The sequence below is a fragment of the Convivina intestini genome (assembly GCF_003096575.1).
GTDB lineage: Bacteria > Bacillota > Bacilli > Lactobacillales > Lactobacillaceae > Convivina > Convivina intestini.
In genome coordinates this window covers 1-17255 of the sequence record NZ_QEKT01000014.1, presented here as the reverse complement: position 1 = coordinate 17255, position 17255 = coordinate 1, and the positions used below count along the sequence as shown (strand labels likewise).

Below are 17255 nucleotides of genomic sequence, written 5' to 3'. Positions count from 1 at the left end.
CGCAGTATCAAAAACAAAAAGTCGCCTAATTACCGTAGTAATTAAGCGACAAGATTTATGACATTACTTCTCTCCAATTTGGAGGGCGCACTTCAGGGGTGTTTTTTAATACACTTGCTAAATGAGGAAAAGGTAATCTCATGATACAACGTTGCAGTTGGGTAGCGAATTATCCTGATTCGAAATTAATGCAAAATTATCACGACTTGGAATGGGGACATCCCTGCCATGATGAACAACGTCTATTTGAGATGCTTTGTTTAGAGATGTTTCAGTCTGGTTTGAGTTGGGCAACTGTCTTATCAAAACGTGAAAATTTAAGGCGAAGATTCTTTGATTTTGATATTGAATTAGTAGCAAGTATGACGGTTGATCAAGTTACAGAGTTATTGAATGATACGAGCATTATTCGCCATCGAGGTAAAATTGAAGCAGTAGTTAATAATGCTCGCATCCTTCAGCTATGGCATCACGATGGTAACAGTCTAAATCAGTATATTTGGCAGACTACCCAGAATCAAACCATTGATCAAAAAGTTTCTGATTATCACTTGGCTCCTAGTAAAACAGCTACTTCTGAAAAATTGGCTAAGCAATTTAAAAGTAATGGTTTTAAATTTGTGGGGCCAACAGTACTACAAGCTTATTTACAAGCAGTTGGCGTGATAAATGCTCACGAGTTATCTTGTGATTTTCATTAGAGTATAAAAAAGTAGTTAGTCTTAATGACTAACTACTTTTTTCAATGCGCAATCCGGGAGTCGAACCCGGATCTCAAGAACCGGAATCTTGTGTGCTATCCATTACACTAACCGCGCGAATGACTTCATTATACCTCATTGTACTGGTAATTTCAAGTAGGTTGGTTGGCCAATCTGGAAGAGAATGTTTCCCGAAAACTTATCCTTTAGCGTTTGTTCGACCGTATTGATTTTGTGTTCGTCAATGGCAATTGTGATATGAACCGCAGTGTCGAAAGTGGTATCTAGCAGATGATACTGGTTTTGCTTAATCCAATAGGTTAGAGCATCGGCATTTTTATAATCAATGGTCAGTATGACCTCCAATTGAAAAATTCGTTCGACTAATCCTAGGGCATCTAGTCCTTGAGCGGCAGTGCCAGCGTAGGCCCGGATTAAGCCACCGGCCCCCAGCTTGATACCGCCAAAGTAACGTGTGACCACGGCAGCTACATTGTGCACCTGACGGCGCTGGAGGACTTCCAAGATGGGAACGCCGGCAGTACCGGAAGGTTCACCATTGTCACTGTAGCGTTTGATTTCGTCATTATCACCAATAACATAAGCAAAAACGTTATGAGTAGCTTTGTAGTGCTCTTTGCAAATTTGATTAATAAAATTTTTAGCTGCGGGTTCATCATCTACACGCATAAAATTAACGATAAATTGTGATTTTTTAATTGTTTGTTGCCACTCGCCCTCTTTCGGGCGGATTGTTAAAAATCTATCCATGTTTCGTATTATATCATGATGGATAAAGAACTATTGTTTGGACGAATGATTACCTGTCCTAAAATTCAAGAAACAGATTTAGAGTATCAAAGAACAGCTAGTTTTATAAAAGGGGTATGTCAGCGATGTGGACAAAATCAAAAGGCATCATTACCTAGAAAGCAATTTTATTGCCAGGCTTGTTTAATTTTAGGTAGAGTTAGTTCTTTAGACGATTTAATTTCCTTACCAGAGCCTAATAATTTTGACGGACAAGTCGAATTAATTTGGCCAGGCACCCTGACCCAACAACAGGCCCAAGTCAGTAAGGATTTAGTGAGTAGTATGGAGCAGGGAAGGAATCATTTAGTGTGGGCAGTTACTGGTGCTGGAAAAACAGAGATGTTATTTCCCTTGCTATTAAAGGCTTTTCAACAAAAAAAACGTGTGGCGCTGGTTTCACCCAGAGTAGATGTAATTGCTGAATTAGCGCCTAGATTAGCAGCGGCTTTTGCTAATCTGTCACAGGTTGTTTTACATGGTAAACAAACGACACCTTATGGGTATACTCAGCTTGTTTTAGCAACTACTCATCAACTTTTACGTTTTAAATCAGCATTTGATGTACTGATTATTGACGAGGTTGACAGTTTTCCTTTTCGAGGAAATCCGATGCTTCAATATGCGGTGCAGACAGCCCGGAAAAAAATCAGTACGATAGTTTATTTAACGGCTACCCCAACTCCTGCCTTAAAAACAGCAGTTAAACGAGGTAATTTAAAAGTTTCTTATTTACCGTTACGTTTTCATCAACAATTACTACCTAAATTACAAATTAAGCGGGTTAACAATTGGCGTTTAAAGATGCCTAAACTCCTAAAAAAACAAATTGAAATTTTTATTGAGGAGCAACGACAATTTTTAATTTTTGTTCCCTACGTTAGCGATTTAATTATCGTTGAGCGTTATTTGCAAGCCTACACTCAACTAAAGGGGACCACAGTCCATGCTAACGATCCCGACCGGATTGAGAAAGTTCAACAAATGCGCCAGGAAAACATTCACTTTTTAATTACGACTACTATTTTGGAAAGAGGTGTTACTTTACCCGGCATTGATGTCTTAATTTTAGGGGCAGATGAAAATACTTTTAGTGAAAACGCCCTGGTACAAATTGCAGGACGAGTGGGGCGCAGTTATGATCGGCCGACAGGTTTAGTATTGGCTTTTGTTAGACAAATCAATTTAGCTGTATTTCGAGCTCAAAAGCAAATTAATACGATGAACCAGCGTGGCTGCCAATTAAAAAAAAGTTAGAGGTTAATGATGAATTGTCTCCTGTGTCAGCTAAAAATTGAAGCCAATCGTGATATATTCTCTTTATTAGGTATCAGTAGAATAAACAAAGCTAGAATTTGTGATAAATGTATGACAAACTTTGAAAAATTAAATGGCAGAACGGTTTGTCCTGGTTGTGGTCGATTACAGGATAGTTTAAAGTTATGCTTTGACTGTCAACGCTGGCAACAATCAGGAAAAACCTTATTGAAAAATCAAGCTTGTTTTACTTATAATCAAGCCATGAAAGAATATATGCGGATGTATAAATTTATTGGTGATTACCAGTTAAAAGATATTTTTACTAGAGCCTTACAGAGCTTAATCAAAGAGCGGGAGTTGGACATTATTGTACCAATTCCAGTTAGCCAACAAACCTGGCTAACCCGCGGTTTTAATCAGGTTACTGCTATGCTGGGGTCAATTTCTTATCAAGAATTATTATCAGTAACATTAGCAGATAAGGGTCATCAATCGGCTCGACAACGCAAAGATCGTCTAATTGCCCAGCAGCCATTTACACTACCAAGAACTATTGATCATTTAAGTGGAAAAAAGATTCTATTAGTTGATGATGTTTATACAACTGGGGCGACGTTGTATCATGCAGCAGACTTGTTTTACCAAGCTGGGGTAGGTGAAGTTAGCAGCGTTACGTTAGCTCGATAATTATGTGTTAGACTAGGGGGAATAAGGCTTGAAAGGACTGTCCCATGCCCCCTCTAACAATGCTACTTTTGACTATGTTACTAATATATTTAGTATTTATGTTGCTAAAGCCGATTAATTTTGCCAAAATCATGCCCTATACACCACGTCAAGCTGCATTACTAAAAGTAGTTTTGGCCACAGTGCTAGGTTTCTTGTTGGCCTTATTTTTCATTACAATTGCCGAATGGATTTTTCAATTACCCAGTTCAATATTAAAACATTAATACTGGAATCCCTACGTACGTAAAAGAATGTGATATAATACAGAGGATTATGTTGGTTTAATTTTTAACGACTAATGACCAGATTAATAAAGATTGCTGGAGAAATTAAGAATGGCAAAAGATATCGGAATTGATTTAGGAACTGCTAACGTATTAATTTACGTTGAAGGAGAAGGTATTGTACTTAACGAACCTTCGGTGGTTGCTATTGATGACAAGTCAGATCGCGTCTTAGCAGTTGGGGCAGAAGCTTACCGGATGGTGGGAAGAACTCCAGGAAATATTCGTGCCGTACGTCCATTAAAAGATGGTGTTATTTCTGATTTTGATGTGACCGAAGCAATGTTAACTTATTTTGTTAACAAATTAAATGTTAAAGGCTTCATGTCAAAGCCTAACATTATGATTTGTGCGCCAACTAATATTACGGAAATTGAACGTAAGGCAATTATTCAAGCTGCTGAAAAAGCTGGTGGAGCCAAAGTTTATTTGGATTATGAGCCGAAAGTAGCTGCTATTGGGGCCGGTTTGGATATCTTTAAGCCGGTTGGCTCAATGGTTATTGATATCGGGGGTGGAACTTCTGATATTGCCATTCTTTCATTGGGTGATATTGTTGTTTCAGAATCAATTCGTGTGGCTGGTGATCGCATGAATATTGATATTGTAAACTACTTAAAGCGCCGTCATAACTTGGTTGTTGGGGAACGTTCAGCGGAAACAATTAAAATCGAAATTGGTTCCGCTTTACAGAGTGACGATCCACAAACTATGGAAGTCCGTGGTCGTGATAATTTTGATGGAATGCCAGAGACAATTACCATTAACTCTAACGAAGTTGAAGAAGCTCTGCATGAAACATTGGAACAGATTGTCGTTGCCGCTCATTCTGCGCTTTCTAAACTACCTGCAGAACTAGCAGCTGATATCATTGATCGTGGTATTATGCTGACTGGTGGTGGTGCTTTGTTAGCGGGGATGGATCGTCTATTATCTGATAATTTGGGTGTACCAGTCTTTGTAGCAGAATCTCCATTGGATAATGTTGCCAAAGGAACGGGTGCTTTGTTAGAACACATGATGGCTAAGCCAAAACGCCGGAGCTAGTCTCATGAGTAAAAAAAACCAGAATTTTACTGTAACCCTCAGTGATGAAGAAAATCAAACACAAGTTAAAGTTAATGATAATTTAGTTGGGATAATTCAAAAGAACGGTGATATATTTGTCGGCTTTGTCGGCGAGCAAAGGGTTATCAGTTCTGCAGCCTCGGTTGAAGAAGCTTTGAATGCAATTTTGGCTAATTATAATCTTTATCATTAATTATTAATCAGATTATTTAAAAATCCTTTGCTTACGCAAAGGGTTTTTGTATATATAGTTACTAGAAGTTTGAGTTATGTTAATAGCAATAGGTGGTAAAGATGCAACAATCAGCAGCACACCGTTCTAATCGGTCTTCAGCCTCAGAATTAGACTGGGGAATTATACTTATTTTAATTCTGTTCATGATTATTGGACTGGGATCTTTGTACCTTGCAATTGCTAATGGGGGAACGGGAGCTTCTCCGGTCCGAGCAGTTATAATGCAATTTCTATATTGGCTAGTTGGTGTCGGATTTATCGTCTTTTTGGTTCGCTTTGACGCTTCACAACTATGGCGTTTAGCCCCAATTGCCTACGGCATTGGCATTATATTACTTATCTTGGTTCTATTTCTTTATAATCGCGGAATTGCGGCCGAGACAGGGGCCAAGTCTTGGATTGCTTTTGGACCAATTTCTTTTCAACCTTCCGAAGTGGTTAAGCCGGCCTTTATTCTGATGTTAAGTAAAATTGTGGCTAACCATAATCGACTGTTTCCAACGCATACTAATCAATCGGATTGGGTATTAATTGGGAAAATGATTGCTTGTTTTATGCCAATTGCCATTTTGATTGGTGCTCAAAATGATTTGGGAACCCTTTTAGTTTTCATGGCAATTCTAGGTGGCGTCTTATTAGTTTCAGGGGTAACTTGGCAAATATTAGGACCTTTGATTACTGTGGCAGTTACCGTAGGCTCCACTATGATCTTTTTAGTTACTTCACCGTTTGGTCGTACTATCTTAGGGGGACTTGGTTTTCAGGCCTATCAGTTTGCACGAATTGATGCCTGGTTACACCCTGGACAAGATACTTCCAATACTGGATATCAAACCTATCAAAACCTAAAAGCCATTGGGTCTGGTCAATTCTGGGGATCTGGCTGGGGGAATTTGAAGGTTTTTGTTCCAGTGCGTGAATCAGATATGATTTTTTCAGTAGTTGGGGAGACCTTTGGCTTTGTCGGTGGCGCGTTTTTGATTTTACTTTATGCTGCCCTGATATACTTGATGGTCAAGGCGACCTTTAAAGCACGGAATGCTTTTTATGCTTATATTGCCACCGGGGTAGTCATGATGCTGTTATTTCACGTTTTTGAAAATGTTGGTATGAGTATCGGCATATTGCCCTTGACAGGGATTCCACTACCATTTATTTCACAGGGAGGTTCTTCCCTATTAAGTAACTTAATTGGTGTTGGCTTAATCCTATCGATTGGTTATCAACAGCAAAGTGATACCTTCAATGAATCAACAGGATTTTCAATTTAATGAATAGTCTAACTAGAATTAAGATGAGTATGGGGCAGATTCGTCTCAAAACACAAAAAGGTTTGATATTTGAATCCTTGGGTGATTTAATGTTACCTTTACGTAAAAATCTTGCCCTATCAGAGGTGACGCCCGTTATGCTACCGGATGATAGTCAAGATGCCTTAACTATTATTGAAAAGTATCAGGACCTTTGGGCTCATAATGATGAACATCATTTTGTAAAGAATGACTTATCAAATTCTGATTTGCAATTAATTGTCAAACAGCTAGCTAGCCCTAATGAGAAATATCGAGATACGGGTGCCTTTTTTTTCTTGAGTATGGCGATTCAAAATGATCATCTATCCCAAGAACAATTAGCTTGGTTAACTGCCGAAGTGATTAAGGATGATGCATTATTTAGTCATCTAATGGAAAAGCCTAACAATGCCAGTTTTGGTCGTTCCTATCACTTAGCTATATTGTGGATGTTGCTAGTTAAAAATCGAACGAGTACTCTAAGTTTTATTTCTGAGCAATTATTAGATCGAATGGTTGATCAAGTAGCCTTGATTAGTTTAATGGAACATGATACTCGTGGTTTTATTGATGGTAAGGGCTGGGTACATATTTTCACCCACCTTGCTAATGTTTTAAATGAATTATTTATGCTACCGAATCTTCAAAGAGCTGATAAAGTATATTTAACAGCAACTATTATGACTAACTTTCGATTGTTGGATACACCGTTAACGATGGGAGAAGTAGGTAAAATTGTTGATGCTTTGATAAATTTGGCTCAGAAGAATCAATTATATGCGGACTATATTCTGCTTTCTTTGAAATTATGGCGGCAAGATATTGTTAATGAACCGTTTATACAAAATCGTAGTCGCTGGCAGCAAATGTATAATCGGATGGATTTTTTCCATGAAATAATTGTGGCTGGCGCCGATCAAGTACCAAAATCAATTTTTGAATATGTATTAACGACTAAAAACTATTTATCATAAGAAGGTGGGAAATTTATGGATAAGAAGCATGTAGCCCTGTTGTTTGGTGGTAATTCATCTGAACATGATGTTTCAAAACGTTCTGCTCAAAATTTTTATCAGGCCTTAGAGGCAACAGGGAAATATCGTATAACAGTGATAGCAATTGCTGAAAACGGTTATTTTATTGACCCGGTTCGCTCAAAAGAAATTATGTTCCAAGCTGATGAAAAATCGTTAGTTGATGCTTATATGGCTACAATTGATACCAATAATACGTTAGCTCGGGTAGCAGCTTTAAATGAAATTCCGGATATTGACATTTTTTTCCCAGTTGTACATGGTAATTTAGGAGAAGATGGTACTATTCAGGGTTTGTTCAGATTACTTGATAAACCATTTGTGGGAGCGCCACTGCGGGGACATGCGCTAAGTTTTGATAAAGTACTGACGAAAGAACTTTTAACTTATAATAATATTCGTAATACTAAATATTTAGTCGTTCATGCCGATCAAGCCGACGAAATCACATGGGCACAAGTCGTATCCGAGCTTGGGAATCAAGTATTTGTGAAAGCAGCTAATCAGGGGTCGTCAGTTGGCATTTCGCGGGCTGATAATGAAGTTGATTTTAAAGCTGCATTGGCTGATTCATTCCAATATGACCACAAAGTCTTAATTGAAGAAGCTGTCTGTGGGCCACGCGAACTTGAAGTAGGGGTCATTGGTAATCAAAATCCTATCGTATCTGAGATAGGGGCTCACCATGTCCCTGGACAGGAAAATGGGGACGGGTGGTATGATTATCAGAGTAAGTTTGTTGATAATTCAGCAGTACAGTTTGAAATTCCAGCTCGCTTACCTGCCGCAGTAACAGAAGAAATTAAGTCTATGGCTTTATCTGCCTATAAAGTATTAGATTTGCGTGGCGAGGCTCGAATGGACTTTCTAATTGATGAAAATGATGTTCCTTACTTGGGAGAGCCGAATACCTTACCAGGATTCACCAATATGTCATTATTCAAACGCCTGTGGGATTATTCTGATATTGATAATGCTAAATTAGCCGATCTCCTTGTTCAGTATGGTTTTGAAGAGTATGAATATAATAGTAAGTTGAGTTATGCTTTTGAAGCTCTTGGCGATGAAAAGCTGGGTAAGTTTAATTAAAAATCAAATAATAAAAGGACTTCACTTTTATCAGTGAAGTCCTTTTATTATTATAACTAACAGTTAGTTTAGCGAACTACCAAAACATCGGTAATGGCTGCACGAGTGACATAGGCAGTAACCGACCCGATAACGAAACGTTCAACTGCATTGAGACCTGTGGCTCCGATTACAATTAAATCAGTTTTTAATTCTGTAGGAACATCATTAGCAATCAATGCCTTAGGAGAACCATATTCAATTAAGTAATCGACATTCTTAATGCCCGCATCTTGAGCTTGCTTTTGATACTTTTCTAAACTCTTACGTGCTTGATCAGCCACAGCATCAACCATGGTGTCGTCAAAACTAGCAATACTTTGAAAAACTCGTGTATCAATGACATTAAGGATTGATAAGGTGGCTGAATCACCAGCTAACTTTGTTAAATCAATTGCTCGTGCCAATGCCGCTTCAGACTCTTTAGAACCATCCATAGGCACAAGAATTTTTTGATAATCTTTGACCATAATAACACTCCTCTTTACTTTCTAGGAATAGTATAGCGCTGACGGAATTAAATTTAAAGTTAAAAAAACCCATCAACAAGATGGGTTTACAGACGATGTCTGGGGAAAACTTATATAGCACCGTTAATCGCTACGCAGATTTTCCTCGAAATTTCGAGGTGGGTGAATCACTTAAAGTTCAGACTACCAAACGAAAGGGCTTGCCTTGGCGTTTAAGTATCCTCATCCAAAAATAAAGGTTGTAAGGAAAAAGCTGATGATGTAACAACGCGTATGCTTAAGTAATTCCAATTGACATTGTAACGCGTCTAAATAGTTAATAACAGTCTTGACAGCTAATTATTTTTAAGAGTTTAAATTATCGTGTTGTTGCTTCTTTAAACTGCGATTGATTTCTTTTAATTGTAATTCAAAAGGTGAATTTCCTTTAGGATTAAAGTACTTTTGTTTTTTGATTCCATCAGGTAGATATTGCTGTGCAACCCAATCGTTTGGAAAGTCATGCGGATAGCGATAATCAATCCCATGACCTAATGCCTGTGCGCCTTTATAATGAGCATCTTTTAAGTACTTTGGAATATCTAAATGATGGTTTGTTTTTAAATCGGCTAGGGCTTGATCGATAGCAAGATAAGCTGAATTTGATTTTGGTGAGAGAGCTAATTCAATGACCGCGTTAGCAATCGGAATGCGTCCTTCTGGTAATCCAAGGCTTTGGGCCGCATTTAAAGCACTGATGGCATGCTGAGCAGCATTGGGATTGGCTAGACCAATATCTTCATAAGCAATGACGGTTAAACGCCTTACAAGACTATTTAAATCACCAGATTCAATGATTCTAGCAGTATAGTGGAGTGCTGCATCAACGTCAGATCCCCGAATAGATTTTTGCAGAGCTGAGATAACATCATAATGGGCATCGCCATCTCGGTCAGCGACAATGGCTTGATGTTGGGTAGTTTCTTCAACAATAGGTAGGGTTATATTAATAATTCCGTCTTGATTAGCTGCAGTTGATAGGACTGCAATTTCAAGGCTGTTAAGTGCACTACGTAAATCACCATTGGTGGCTTGGGATAAATGTGCCAATGCTTGTGGACTTAGGTGTACTTGATACATCCCAAGTCCATGTTCTTTATCAGCTAGAGCACGTTTAATGCCGTTTTTAATGTCGGCTTCGTTTAATGGATGGACTTGGAAAATCTGTGTTCGAGAACGGATTGCCGGTGTAACGTTGATATAAGGATTTTCAGTAGTCGCTCCAATAAGGATAATAGCACCTGATTCTAGATGGGGAAGTAAAAAGTCTTGTTTTACTTTATTTAAACGATGAATTTCATCTAGTAGTAAAACAACTGTGCCAGACATTCTAGCCTCTTCAGCAACAATTTGAAGTTCCTTTTGACCATCGGTAGCGGCGTTTAATTGACGAAAAGAATATTTTGATGAGCCAGCAATGGCACTGGCAATCGAGGTTTTGCCTGTTCCAGGAGGGCCGTATAAAATCATTGAATTTAAACGATGGGCAGTAACCATGCGCCAAATAATTTTATTTTTACCGACTAAATCCTGTTGACCAATAATTTCTTCAATTTTAGTTGGCCGCATACGATATGCCAAAGGTTTTTGTTGCACGATGGGAACTCCTAACTAAGATAAATATTATCGATATTTACAGCATGATCAGCCGCCAAAAGAACTGCTATTGGGTCTGCTTGACGACTGCCTTTTTGATTATCGGATAGCAGGGTAAAAGGGTGGTTAGTCTGCGTGGCTATTTTAATATAAGTGGCACTATTATCCCCAGTTAAATTAGCGTTAATTAGTAGCTTACCTGCAGTATTTTGTGATAAAACGGTTGTAAAATCTGTGATAACTTTGGGATTATCGATCTGGGATTGACGTATAGCGACAATAACCCGTTCTCTAAAGGTGCCTAAATAGCGATTTTGTTCATCGGGATTAATTTTGGGTAAACTACTACCGCTTAACTGTTCTTGTTGCAAACGTTCATTGATATCCATAATTGGTTAACTCCTATTGTGAGCAGGATAGTTGTTAGCATTATACAAAAAAAGCCATCACTAAGTGATGACAAATTTTAAAAAGAATATTAACGGTTGTAGAATTCAACGATAAGCGCTTCGTTGATATCAGCATCCAATTCTTCACGTTCTGGCAAACGAACAAGTGATCCTTCCAACTTTTCAGCATCAAATGAAACGAATTGTGGACGAGAAACGACTGACTCAATTGCGATTTGAATTGGTACAATATTCTTTGACTTTTCACGAACTGAGATAACTTGACCAGGCTCAACTTCGTATGAAGGAATATCTACACGCTTACCATCAACAAGGATGTGACCATGGTTAACTAATTGACGTGCTTGTTGACGCGTAGTAGCCAAACCTAAGCGGTAAACCAATGAGTCCAAACGGCGCTCCAACAAGATCATGAAGTTAGTACCATGAGTACCTTGACGGATCTTACCGGCCTTGTTAAATAGTGTGTGGAATTGACGTTCAGTCAAACCGTAAGTGAAACGCAACTTTTGCTTTTCGCGAAGTTGAGTACCATATTCAGATACCTTACCGCGACGACCATTTCCATGATCTCCAGGTGCGTAGGCACGGCGAGCTAATTCCTTACCGGTACCAGATAGTGAAACGCCTAAGCGACGTGAAATACGCCATTTAGGTCCTGTATAACGTGACATGTATAATGTCCTCCAAAATGTATTTGCTGTACATTTGAGGGTAGGCACCAGATGCGTGCAGCGTCAATAATTGACGTTTCTCAGTGACGGTAGCTTGTCCTTACTAACGAATTGCGACGTTGTTGACGCGCTTCTTTGCCTACTGCTACTCAACTCAATACAACTCTCACATTATATCAGAAATAATGATAATCACCAAATTATTAAGAAAACACTAAAGCTAGAGTAAATATCATTTGATTTATCTAAAATGCGGTATTGTTTTATACAAAGGGAAAATTAAGAAGATAAGGCCAAGGTGAAATATTAATATGTGGACTTTTATCATAATTGCTATTGCCGTTCTCGTTGTCGCGGCTATTATCGTTGTTTTTTTACAAAGAAGTTATCAGAATAAGGCTAAACAGTTGGGTGAAATTAAAGCCCGCTTGGTGGCTTTTGATATAAATCAAGATCTCATTGAAGCTCGTAAACTTTCATTAATCGGACAATCCTTGAAAGATTATCAAACCCTTGAAAGTCGTTACAGTGGACTTGAAAAAAATAAATTTATGGCCATTGATCGCCAACTAGAACTGGTTTTAAATGGCGCTGCTGGGGTGAATTTACTAAAGGCCAAAGGTGATTTAGATCAATTACGTGATTTAGTTGGTGAGGCTACAGATGAAGTGCAGGCAATCCGAACGGGACTAAAAGAGTTAAACGATACTAGTCAAGCCCATAAAAAAGCGATTGCTGAATTACATGGTAGCTATGCGATTATTCGTCAGTCGATTGACGATCAACGGGAAGCATATGGACCTGCTTACCATTCTTTGTTGCAGTTTATTAATCAGCTAGAAAATGATTATCAAGAATTTGCTACATTGACCGAGTCGGGCGATCAGGCTGCGGCTAGTAATGTTTATGAACAATTAGCCATGGAAAATACTCAGTTAGCAAATATGCAGACCGAAATACCTGATTTATTTACTAGTCTAAATATTAAATTTGTTGAACAATTGGCGGAATTATTTGATGGCTACCAAACCTTGCGTCATCAGGGTATTATCTTTTTAGAAGATATTGCTGACCGTTTATCTTTGATTGATCAACAACGTGAAGTAGCTTTGGCGTTGTTAGTAGATTTAAAAATTAAAGAGACACAACAACACATTGATAAAATTGAGCAACAAATTCAAGATGTTTATGACCTATTAGAGGGTGAGTTGAACGCTCAACAAGATTTTCAAACCAATGTTAAAGCTGTTGATCATGGCCTTGAACGTTTACGTGAACAAAATCAAAATTTGTTTGTTGAATTAGAAAGATTACGTCAGTCATATCGTTTCACTCATCATGAGTTAGAAAATCGGCGGGGATTTTTAGAACAAATTGATATGATTGGTCGAAATGTCACGGCGGCTAACGAGCAATTGCATCAGGCTAAGATCACATACAGTCAAGCGGTCGGTATGCAGGAACGTTGGCTGAATCAAATGCAGGAAATTAACACGAGTCAAATTGAGTTATGGCAACAAATCATTGGTATTGAACCGGCCTTCCAATCTGCTAAACAAATTTGTGATCAAAATATTGACAGCATTCAATCTATCCGGCAACGTTTGGAACGAATGAACTTACCAGGATTACCAAAAGTATATTTAGAATTTTACTATAGTGTGTCGGATGAAATTAAGCGCCTAGATGATATTTTACGAGCCAGTCTAGTAGATATGGATGATGTTCAACGCCAGTTAAATATTGTTGTGGTCGATTCTGATACGTTACATGAAAAAACACAAAAAATTGTAGATGAAGCTATTATCGCTGAACAATTGTTACAGTACTCTAATCGTTATCGTCAGTCCAATCAAATGGTAGCTGAAGCTAGCCAGGAAGCGCGTCAAATCTATAATAACGACTATAATTATAGTAAGGTGATGGATGTGTTAGGTCCTGTTCTGGATAAAGTGGATGCTGGGATTTATGACCATATTGTTGAAAGTTATCAGCGCCATCGAAATGTTATATAAAAAAATGGTTGACCTGAAGGTCAACCATTTTTTTATTTCTTACCAAGCGAGGAATGATGAATACCGTAACTAAAGTAGCAGAGGATTCCTAGAATTAACCAAATCAAGTACATTTCTAAAGTTTCAGCCGGAAGCTGCATAATAAGCAATAAGCTAATAAGACTACTTATAATCGGTAAAACAGGGTATAGGGGCATTTTAAACCCTTCATGGGTGAGATCTTTACGTTGCCGCAGCAGAATTACACCAAAACTAATAAATAGAAAGGCTGTTAAAGTACCAATATTAATTAAGCTAGCGAGCGTACTTAGTGGAACTAAACCGGCTAAAATAGTTTCTACTACAGCAGCTAAAATCAAAGCATTAGTAGGTAGTTGGTGACGTTTTGAAACATGGCCTAATTGCTTAGGTAGTAGACCATCACGACCGAAAGAATAGGTTAGGCGTGATGAAGCAAAGACCATCGCTAAAATAGCAGTAAACATACCAATTAATGCCCCAATTGTAATAACAATTGAAAATTGAGTTTGATGAATTGTTTGTAGCGCAAAGGCCGCTGGGTCATCAACCCCTAATTGTTTATAGTTAACAATTCCAGTTAAGACAATGGCAAAGAAAGTATAAAGTAGAGCTGAAATAATGACAGTACCTAGGATTCCTTTGGCCATTGTTTTAGTAGGATTTTTAACTTCAGCAGCATGAGCAGCAATAGTGTCAAATCCTAAGAAAGAAAAGATAATACCGGCAGTGGCAGCGGTAATACCACCTAATCCTAGCAGGCCAGTTTGAAATTCCTTGGGATAGAACGGTACATAGTTACTAGTTTTAACAAAGAAAGATCCACCAACAATAAATAAAATTAAAATAGCAATTTTAATAAAGACTGCACCGTTTTCAATCGATTTTGAAGTATTAATTCCGCGGGAAATTACCCAGGTAACTAATAAAATGACTAAGACGGCCAAAAGATTAATAGCTCCGCCTTCCATTGGACCGGCTTGTAAGGTTTTGGGAAGATGTACACCAAAAATACTTAATAAGTTATTCATATAGGCTGAAAAACCAGTGGAAATGGCTGATACTGCTAGGAAGTATTCCAAAATTAATGACCAACCTAACAGCCAACCAATTAATTCGCCATACACTACGCTTCCATAAGAATAGGCTGATCCGGCAACTGGCATTGCCGAAGAAAATTCAGCAAAGGCCATACCAGCTATTCCAGAGAAGATAGCAGCTAGTAAGAACGATATCGCCACGGCCGGTCCAGCATGAGAAGCTGCTTCATGACCGGGTAAAATAAAAATTCCAGAACCAATTACAGTTCCAACTCCCAGGCCTATTAAATCTTTTGTGGTTAATAGGCGTTTCATTTGTGAATCTTTTTGAAGATATCCCTCCACCGATTCACGCTGAAAAGCACGTTTAATTATATCCATTTTGTCTCTCGCATTTCTATATAGAATATTCTTGATTTTACCAGTAATTTTATTTACTTGTCGATTATTTGAGTGATATTCTTTAACAGGAACAAGAATGCCTTGATAGAAAGGGTTACATATATGGCTAAAAAGGTGATTGTAATTACAGGTCCAACCGGTGTTGGAAAGACTACGGTTGCTAAATATTTAGAGCAGCAGTGGCATATGGCTCGAGTAATAACCCATACGACGCGTACTCCACGTGCTGATGAAAAAAATGGTCGAGATTATTATTTTGAAACCTCTGATTCTTTTAATAAAAATCATTATTTAGAGTCAGTTATTTATGCTGGTGCTCAGTATGGTTCCTCCTTGGAGGGATTAGATCGTGCTTGGCAAAAAAGTGAGATTGTCACCATTGTTTTAGATACAGCTGGTGCCATTACCTATGCACAGAAGTTAGCCGATAAAGTGCTTATTTTGTATATATCAGTTTCCGATTCTAATGTTTTGCGCCAAAGATTAGCAAAACGTGGTGATCATCCTGAACAACAGCAGCATCGATTGCAATCGACCGAATATCTGCGGGATTTAACTTTACCACCCGAATTAGTTGGACGAGCAACTTTGATAAATAATGATAATTGGCATAAAACTCAGGAGATGTTACAAGAATTTATGATTTTATGCGGTATAATAAAATAAGATTAATATATTATAATTTTTTTCTAATCTAAATTAACACATATCGCTGATAATTTTATTTTGTAGATGGTGGGAGAATTTTAATGCCAAATATTAAAGACTCAGTTTTATCTAATTTAAATCGTCAAGTTCAAGCGATGGGCGCCAATGCGATCCGAGCCTTTGATGAAGAGGTTAGCTCGGTTCCTAATATTATTAAATTGACTCTTGGGGAGCCAGATTTTAATGTACCAGATCACATTAAGGCAGCGGCCATACGCTCTATTGAAGAAAACGATTCGCACTATGCACCAGCCAGTGGTAGTGTGGCTGTTCGTCGAGCAATTATTGACTTTTTAGCTAATCGTTATGGTTTAACCTACAATGCCGATAATGAAATAGTTGTAACGGTCGGCGCGACCGAAGCGATTTATGATTGCTTGGCAACGTTGTTGAATCCTGGGGATGAGGTTTTAATTCCGACACCCATTTTTTCAATGTACGGACCGGACGTATTATTAAATGGTGCAAAGCCAATTTACCTAGATACTTCTGCCAATGATTTTGTCCTGACTCCTGAGCAACTTAGAAAGGCCATTGAAGATAGTGACGGTCGTGCTAAGGTGCTTATACTGAATTTTCCCTCCAATCCCACCGGCGTAACTTATGATAAAGAAGCATTGACTGCACTAGCTGCAATTATTAAAGAAACCGACATGGTTGTTATCTCCGATGAAATCTATTCGGAACTAACCTATAATCAAAACCATGTGTCCATGGCAGAATTATTACCAGAACAAACTTTGCTGTTAAATGGTGTTTCAAAATCACATGCTATGACTGGATATCGGATTGGTTTTGTAGCTGGTCCTAAAAAATTAGTAGAAAAGGTGAATGTTGTTCATCAATTTACCACTACAGCAGCCTCTAATCCAGCAATGGCCGCTGCAGCTGAAGCCCTAGGAACACCTGCGGGGAAAGCTGATACAGAATTGATGAAACTTGCCTATCAAAAAAGACGGGATTACTTATATCAGGAGCTAATTAACTTAGGATTTGAGATTCCTAACCCCGATGGCGCCTTTTATATATTTGCTAAAATTCCAGCTGAATACGGCGTTGATGATTATTCCTTTGCATTAGATTTAGCTAAAAGGGGGAAGGTTGCTGTCATTCCTGGTTCAATTTTTGGACTTGGAGGGGAAGGGTATGTTAGAATAAGCTACGCTGCTTCGGAAAGTCAAATAAAAGCTGCTGTAAAACGTGTTTCAGATTTTATGAAATAAATTTCAGCAAGTTGTTGACAAGCGGCAAGCAGCGTGATAGACTAATTAAGTTGTTTCGTAAGGGAGCAACGCAGTAGCACATTGAAAACTGAACAAAACTTTGAACAAACAAATCTGTA

Annotated in this window: 18 protein-coding genes and 1 tRNA gene; 12 read left to right on the top strand and 7 right to left on the bottom strand. The window is 38.2% G+C overall.

What is annotated here, in order from left to right:
* The first annotated feature begins 188 nt into the window (after positions 1 to 188).
* Positions 189 to 701: a DNA-3-methyladenine glycosylase I gene (locus C7384_RS07820; RefSeq protein WP_243400741.1), complete on the top strand. Its 513-nt coding sequence runs from the start codon at positions 189 to 191 to the stop codon at positions 699 to 701.
* A 45-nt stretch (positions 702 to 746) separates the two neighbouring features.
* Here the strand turns inward: C7384_RS07820 and C7384_RS07815 are convergent.
* Positions 747 to 818: transfer RNA gene (locus tag C7384_RS07815), tRNA-Arg, on the bottom strand.
* Positions 819 to 836: 18 nt separating this feature from the next.
* Positions 837 to 1472 (bottom strand): YigZ family protein, encoded by a 636-nt coding sequence (locus C7384_RS07810; RefSeq protein WP_089940328.1) that lies wholly within the window; start codon positions 1470 to 1472, stop codon positions 837 to 839.
* An 18-nt stretch (positions 1473 to 1490) separates the two neighbouring features.
* Between C7384_RS07810 and C7384_RS07805 the strand changes: the two genes are divergently transcribed.
* From C7384_RS07805 to C7384_RS07770, 8 genes are all read left to right on the top strand, one after another.
* Positions 1491 to 2768: an ATP-dependent helicase ComFA gene (locus C7384_RS07805; protein ID WP_089940337.1), complete on the top strand. Its 1278-nt coding sequence runs from the start codon at positions 1491 to 1493 to the stop codon at positions 2766 to 2768.
* Between the two features lie 111 nt (positions 2769 to 2879).
* Positions 2880 to 3458, top strand: a complete 579-nt coding sequence (locus tag C7384_RS07800; RefSeq protein ID WP_243400740.1) for a ComF family protein — start codon at positions 2880 to 2882, stop codon at positions 3456 to 3458.
* A 74-nt stretch (positions 3459 to 3532) separates the two neighbouring features.
* Positions 3533 to 3724, top strand: coding sequence for a DUF1146 family protein (locus tag C7384_RS07795; RefSeq protein ID WP_243400739.1), 192 nt, complete (start codon positions 3533 to 3535; stop codon positions 3722 to 3724).
* 111 nt (positions 3725 to 3835) lie between these two features.
* Positions 3836 to 4831: a rod shape-determining protein gene (gene mreB / locus C7384_RS07790; protein ID WP_089940318.1), complete on the top strand. Its 996-nt coding sequence runs from the start codon at positions 3836 to 3838 to the stop codon at positions 4829 to 4831.
* Positions 4832 to 4835: 4 nt separating this feature from the next.
* Positions 4836 to 5045, top strand: coding sequence for a DUF2969 family protein (locus C7384_RS07785; protein ID WP_089940314.1), 210 nt, complete (start codon positions 4836 to 4838; stop codon positions 5043 to 5045).
* A 101-nt stretch (positions 5046 to 5146) separates the two neighbouring features.
* On the top strand, positions 5147 to 6358 hold the full coding sequence (locus tag C7384_RS07780) for an FtsW/RodA/SpoVE family cell cycle protein (protein WP_089940311.1): 1212 nt from the start codon (positions 5147 to 5149) through the stop codon (positions 6356 to 6358).
* Complete coding sequence (locus tag C7384_RS07775) at positions 6358 to 7353, top strand: DUF2785 domain-containing protein (protein WP_089940308.1); 996 nt, start codon at positions 6358 to 6360, stop codon at positions 7351 to 7353. Before C7384_RS07780 ends, C7384_RS07775 begins: the two co-directional genes overlap by 1 nt.
* 15 nt (positions 7354 to 7368) lie before the next feature.
* The gene (locus tag C7384_RS07770) at positions 7369 to 8502 is read left to right on the top strand and encodes a D-alanine--D-alanine ligase family protein (protein ID WP_089940305.1); all 1134 of its coding nucleotides are present in this window, start codon (positions 7369 to 7371) and stop codon (positions 8500 to 8502) included.
* Positions 8503 to 8570: 68 nt separating this feature from the next.
* Here C7384_RS07770 and C7384_RS07765 read toward each other — a convergent pair whose 3' ends face one another.
* From C7384_RS07765 to rpsD, 4 genes are all read right to left on the bottom strand, one after another.
* The gene (locus tag C7384_RS07765; protein WP_089940302.1) at positions 8571 to 9011 is read right to left on the bottom strand and encodes a universal stress protein; all 441 of its coding nucleotides are present in this window, start codon (positions 9009 to 9011) and stop codon (positions 8571 to 8573) included.
* Between the two features lie 345 nt (positions 9012 to 9356).
* Positions 9357 to 10619, bottom strand: a complete 1263-nt coding sequence (locus tag C7384_RS07760; protein ID WP_089940334.1) for a replication-associated recombination protein A — start codon at positions 10617 to 10619, stop codon at positions 9357 to 9359.
* 38 nt (positions 10620 to 10657) lie between these two features.
* The gene (locus tag C7384_RS07755) at positions 10658 to 11035 is read right to left on the bottom strand and encodes a YueI family protein (RefSeq protein ID WP_089940298.1); all 378 of its coding nucleotides are present in this window, start codon (positions 11033 to 11035) and stop codon (positions 10658 to 10660) included.
* 89 nt (positions 11036 to 11124) lie between these two features.
* Positions 11125 to 11730: a 30S ribosomal protein S4 gene (gene rpsD, locus C7384_RS07750; protein WP_089940295.1), complete on the bottom strand. Its 606-nt coding sequence runs from the start codon at positions 11728 to 11730 to the stop codon at positions 11125 to 11127.
* 311 nt (positions 11731 to 12041) lie between these two features.
* Here rpsD and C7384_RS07745 point away from each other — a divergent pair, with 311 nt between their 5' ends.
* Positions 12042 to 13745, top strand: a complete 1704-nt coding sequence (locus tag C7384_RS07745; protein ID WP_089940292.1) for a septation ring formation regulator EzrA — start codon at positions 12042 to 12044, stop codon at positions 13743 to 13745.
* Positions 13746 to 13777: 32 nt separating this feature from the next.
* Here C7384_RS07745 and C7384_RS07740 read toward each other — a convergent pair whose 3' ends face one another.
* Positions 13778 to 15184: an APC family permease gene (locus tag C7384_RS07740; RefSeq protein ID WP_089940289.1), complete on the bottom strand. Its 1407-nt coding sequence runs from the start codon at positions 15182 to 15184 to the stop codon at positions 13778 to 13780.
* Positions 15185 to 15307: 123 nt separating this feature from the next.
* Here C7384_RS07740 and C7384_RS07735 point away from each other — a divergent pair, with 123 nt between their 5' ends.
* Together C7384_RS07735 and C7384_RS07730 are read left to right on the top strand one after the other, a co-directional pair.
* A complete protein-coding gene (locus tag C7384_RS07735) occupies positions 15308 to 15871 on the top strand; it encodes a guanylate kinase (RefSeq protein WP_089940287.1) in 564 nt (187 codons plus the stop codon).
* Between the two features lie 83 nt (positions 15872 to 15954).
* Entirely contained in the window at positions 15955 to 17136 is a 1182-nt protein-coding gene (locus tag C7384_RS07730) for an aminotransferase class I/II-fold pyridoxal phosphate-dependent enzyme (protein WP_089940284.1), read from the top strand.
* The last annotated feature ends 119 nt before the right edge of the window (positions 17137 to 17255 follow it).

Excerpts from the sequence above, each read along its gene's own strand:
- C7384_RS07785 (WP_089940314.1), top strand. The coding sequence starts at position 4,836 with ATGAGTAAAAAAAACCAGAATTTTACTGTAACCCTCAGTGATGAAGAA.
- C7384_RS07775 (WP_089940308.1), top strand. The coding sequence starts at position 6,358 with ATGAATAGTCTAACTAGAATTAAGATGAGTATGGGGCAGATTCGTCTC.
- C7384_RS07760 (WP_089940334.1), bottom strand. The coding sequence starts at position 10,619 with ATGCGGCCAACTAAAATTGAAGAAATTATTGGTCAACAGGATTTAGTC.
- C7384_RS07770 (WP_089940305.1), top strand. The coding sequence starts at position 7,369 with ATGGATAAGAAGCATGTAGCCCTGTTGTTTGGTGGTAATTCATCTGAA.
- C7384_RS07735 (WP_089940287.1), top strand. The coding sequence starts at position 15,308 with ATGGCTAAAAAGGTGATTGTAATTACAGGTCCAACCGGTGTTGGAAAG.
- C7384_RS07740 (WP_089940289.1), bottom strand. The coding sequence starts at position 15,184 with ATGGATATAATTAAACGTGCTTTTCAGCGTGAATCGGTGGAGGGATAT.
- C7384_RS07800 (WP_243400740.1), top strand. The coding sequence starts at position 2,880 with ATGACAAACTTTGAAAAATTAAATGGCAGAACGGTTTGTCCTGGTTGT.
- rpsD (WP_089940295.1), bottom strand. The coding sequence starts at position 11,730 with ATGTCACGTTATACAGGACCTAAATGGCGTATTTCACGTCGCTTAGGC.
- C7384_RS07745 (WP_089940292.1), top strand. The coding sequence starts at position 12,042 with ATGTGGACTTTTATCATAATTGCTATTGCCGTTCTCGTTGTCGCGGCT.
- C7384_RS07795 (WP_243400739.1), top strand. The coding sequence starts at position 3,533 with ATGTTACTAATATATTTAGTATTTATGTTGCTAAAGCCGATTAATTTT.
- C7384_RS07810 (WP_089940328.1), bottom strand. The coding sequence starts at position 1,472 with ATGGATAGATTTTTAACAATCCGCCCGAAAGAGGGCGAGTGGCAACAA.
- C7384_RS07755 (WP_089940298.1), bottom strand. The coding sequence starts at position 11,035 with ATGGATATCAATGAACGTTTGCAACAAGAACAGTTAAGCGGTAGTAGT.
- C7384_RS07805 (WP_089940337.1), top strand. The coding sequence starts at position 1,491 with ATGGATAAAGAACTATTGTTTGGACGAATGATTACCTGTCCTAAAATT.
- C7384_RS07765 (WP_089940302.1), bottom strand. The coding sequence starts at position 9,011 with ATGGTCAAAGATTATCAAAAAATTCTTGTGCCTATGGATGGTTCTAAA.
- C7384_RS07780 (WP_089940311.1), top strand. The coding sequence starts at position 5,147 with ATGCAACAATCAGCAGCACACCGTTCTAATCGGTCTTCAGCCTCAGAA.
- mreB (WP_089940318.1), top strand. The coding sequence starts at position 3,836 with ATGGCAAAAGATATCGGAATTGATTTAGGAACTGCTAACGTATTAATT.
- C7384_RS07730 (WP_089940284.1), top strand. The coding sequence starts at position 15,955 with ATGCCAAATATTAAAGACTCAGTTTTATCTAATTTAAATCGTCAAGTT.
- C7384_RS07820 (WP_243400741.1), top strand. The coding sequence starts at position 189 with ATGCAAAATTATCACGACTTGGAATGGGGACATCCCTGCCATGATGAA.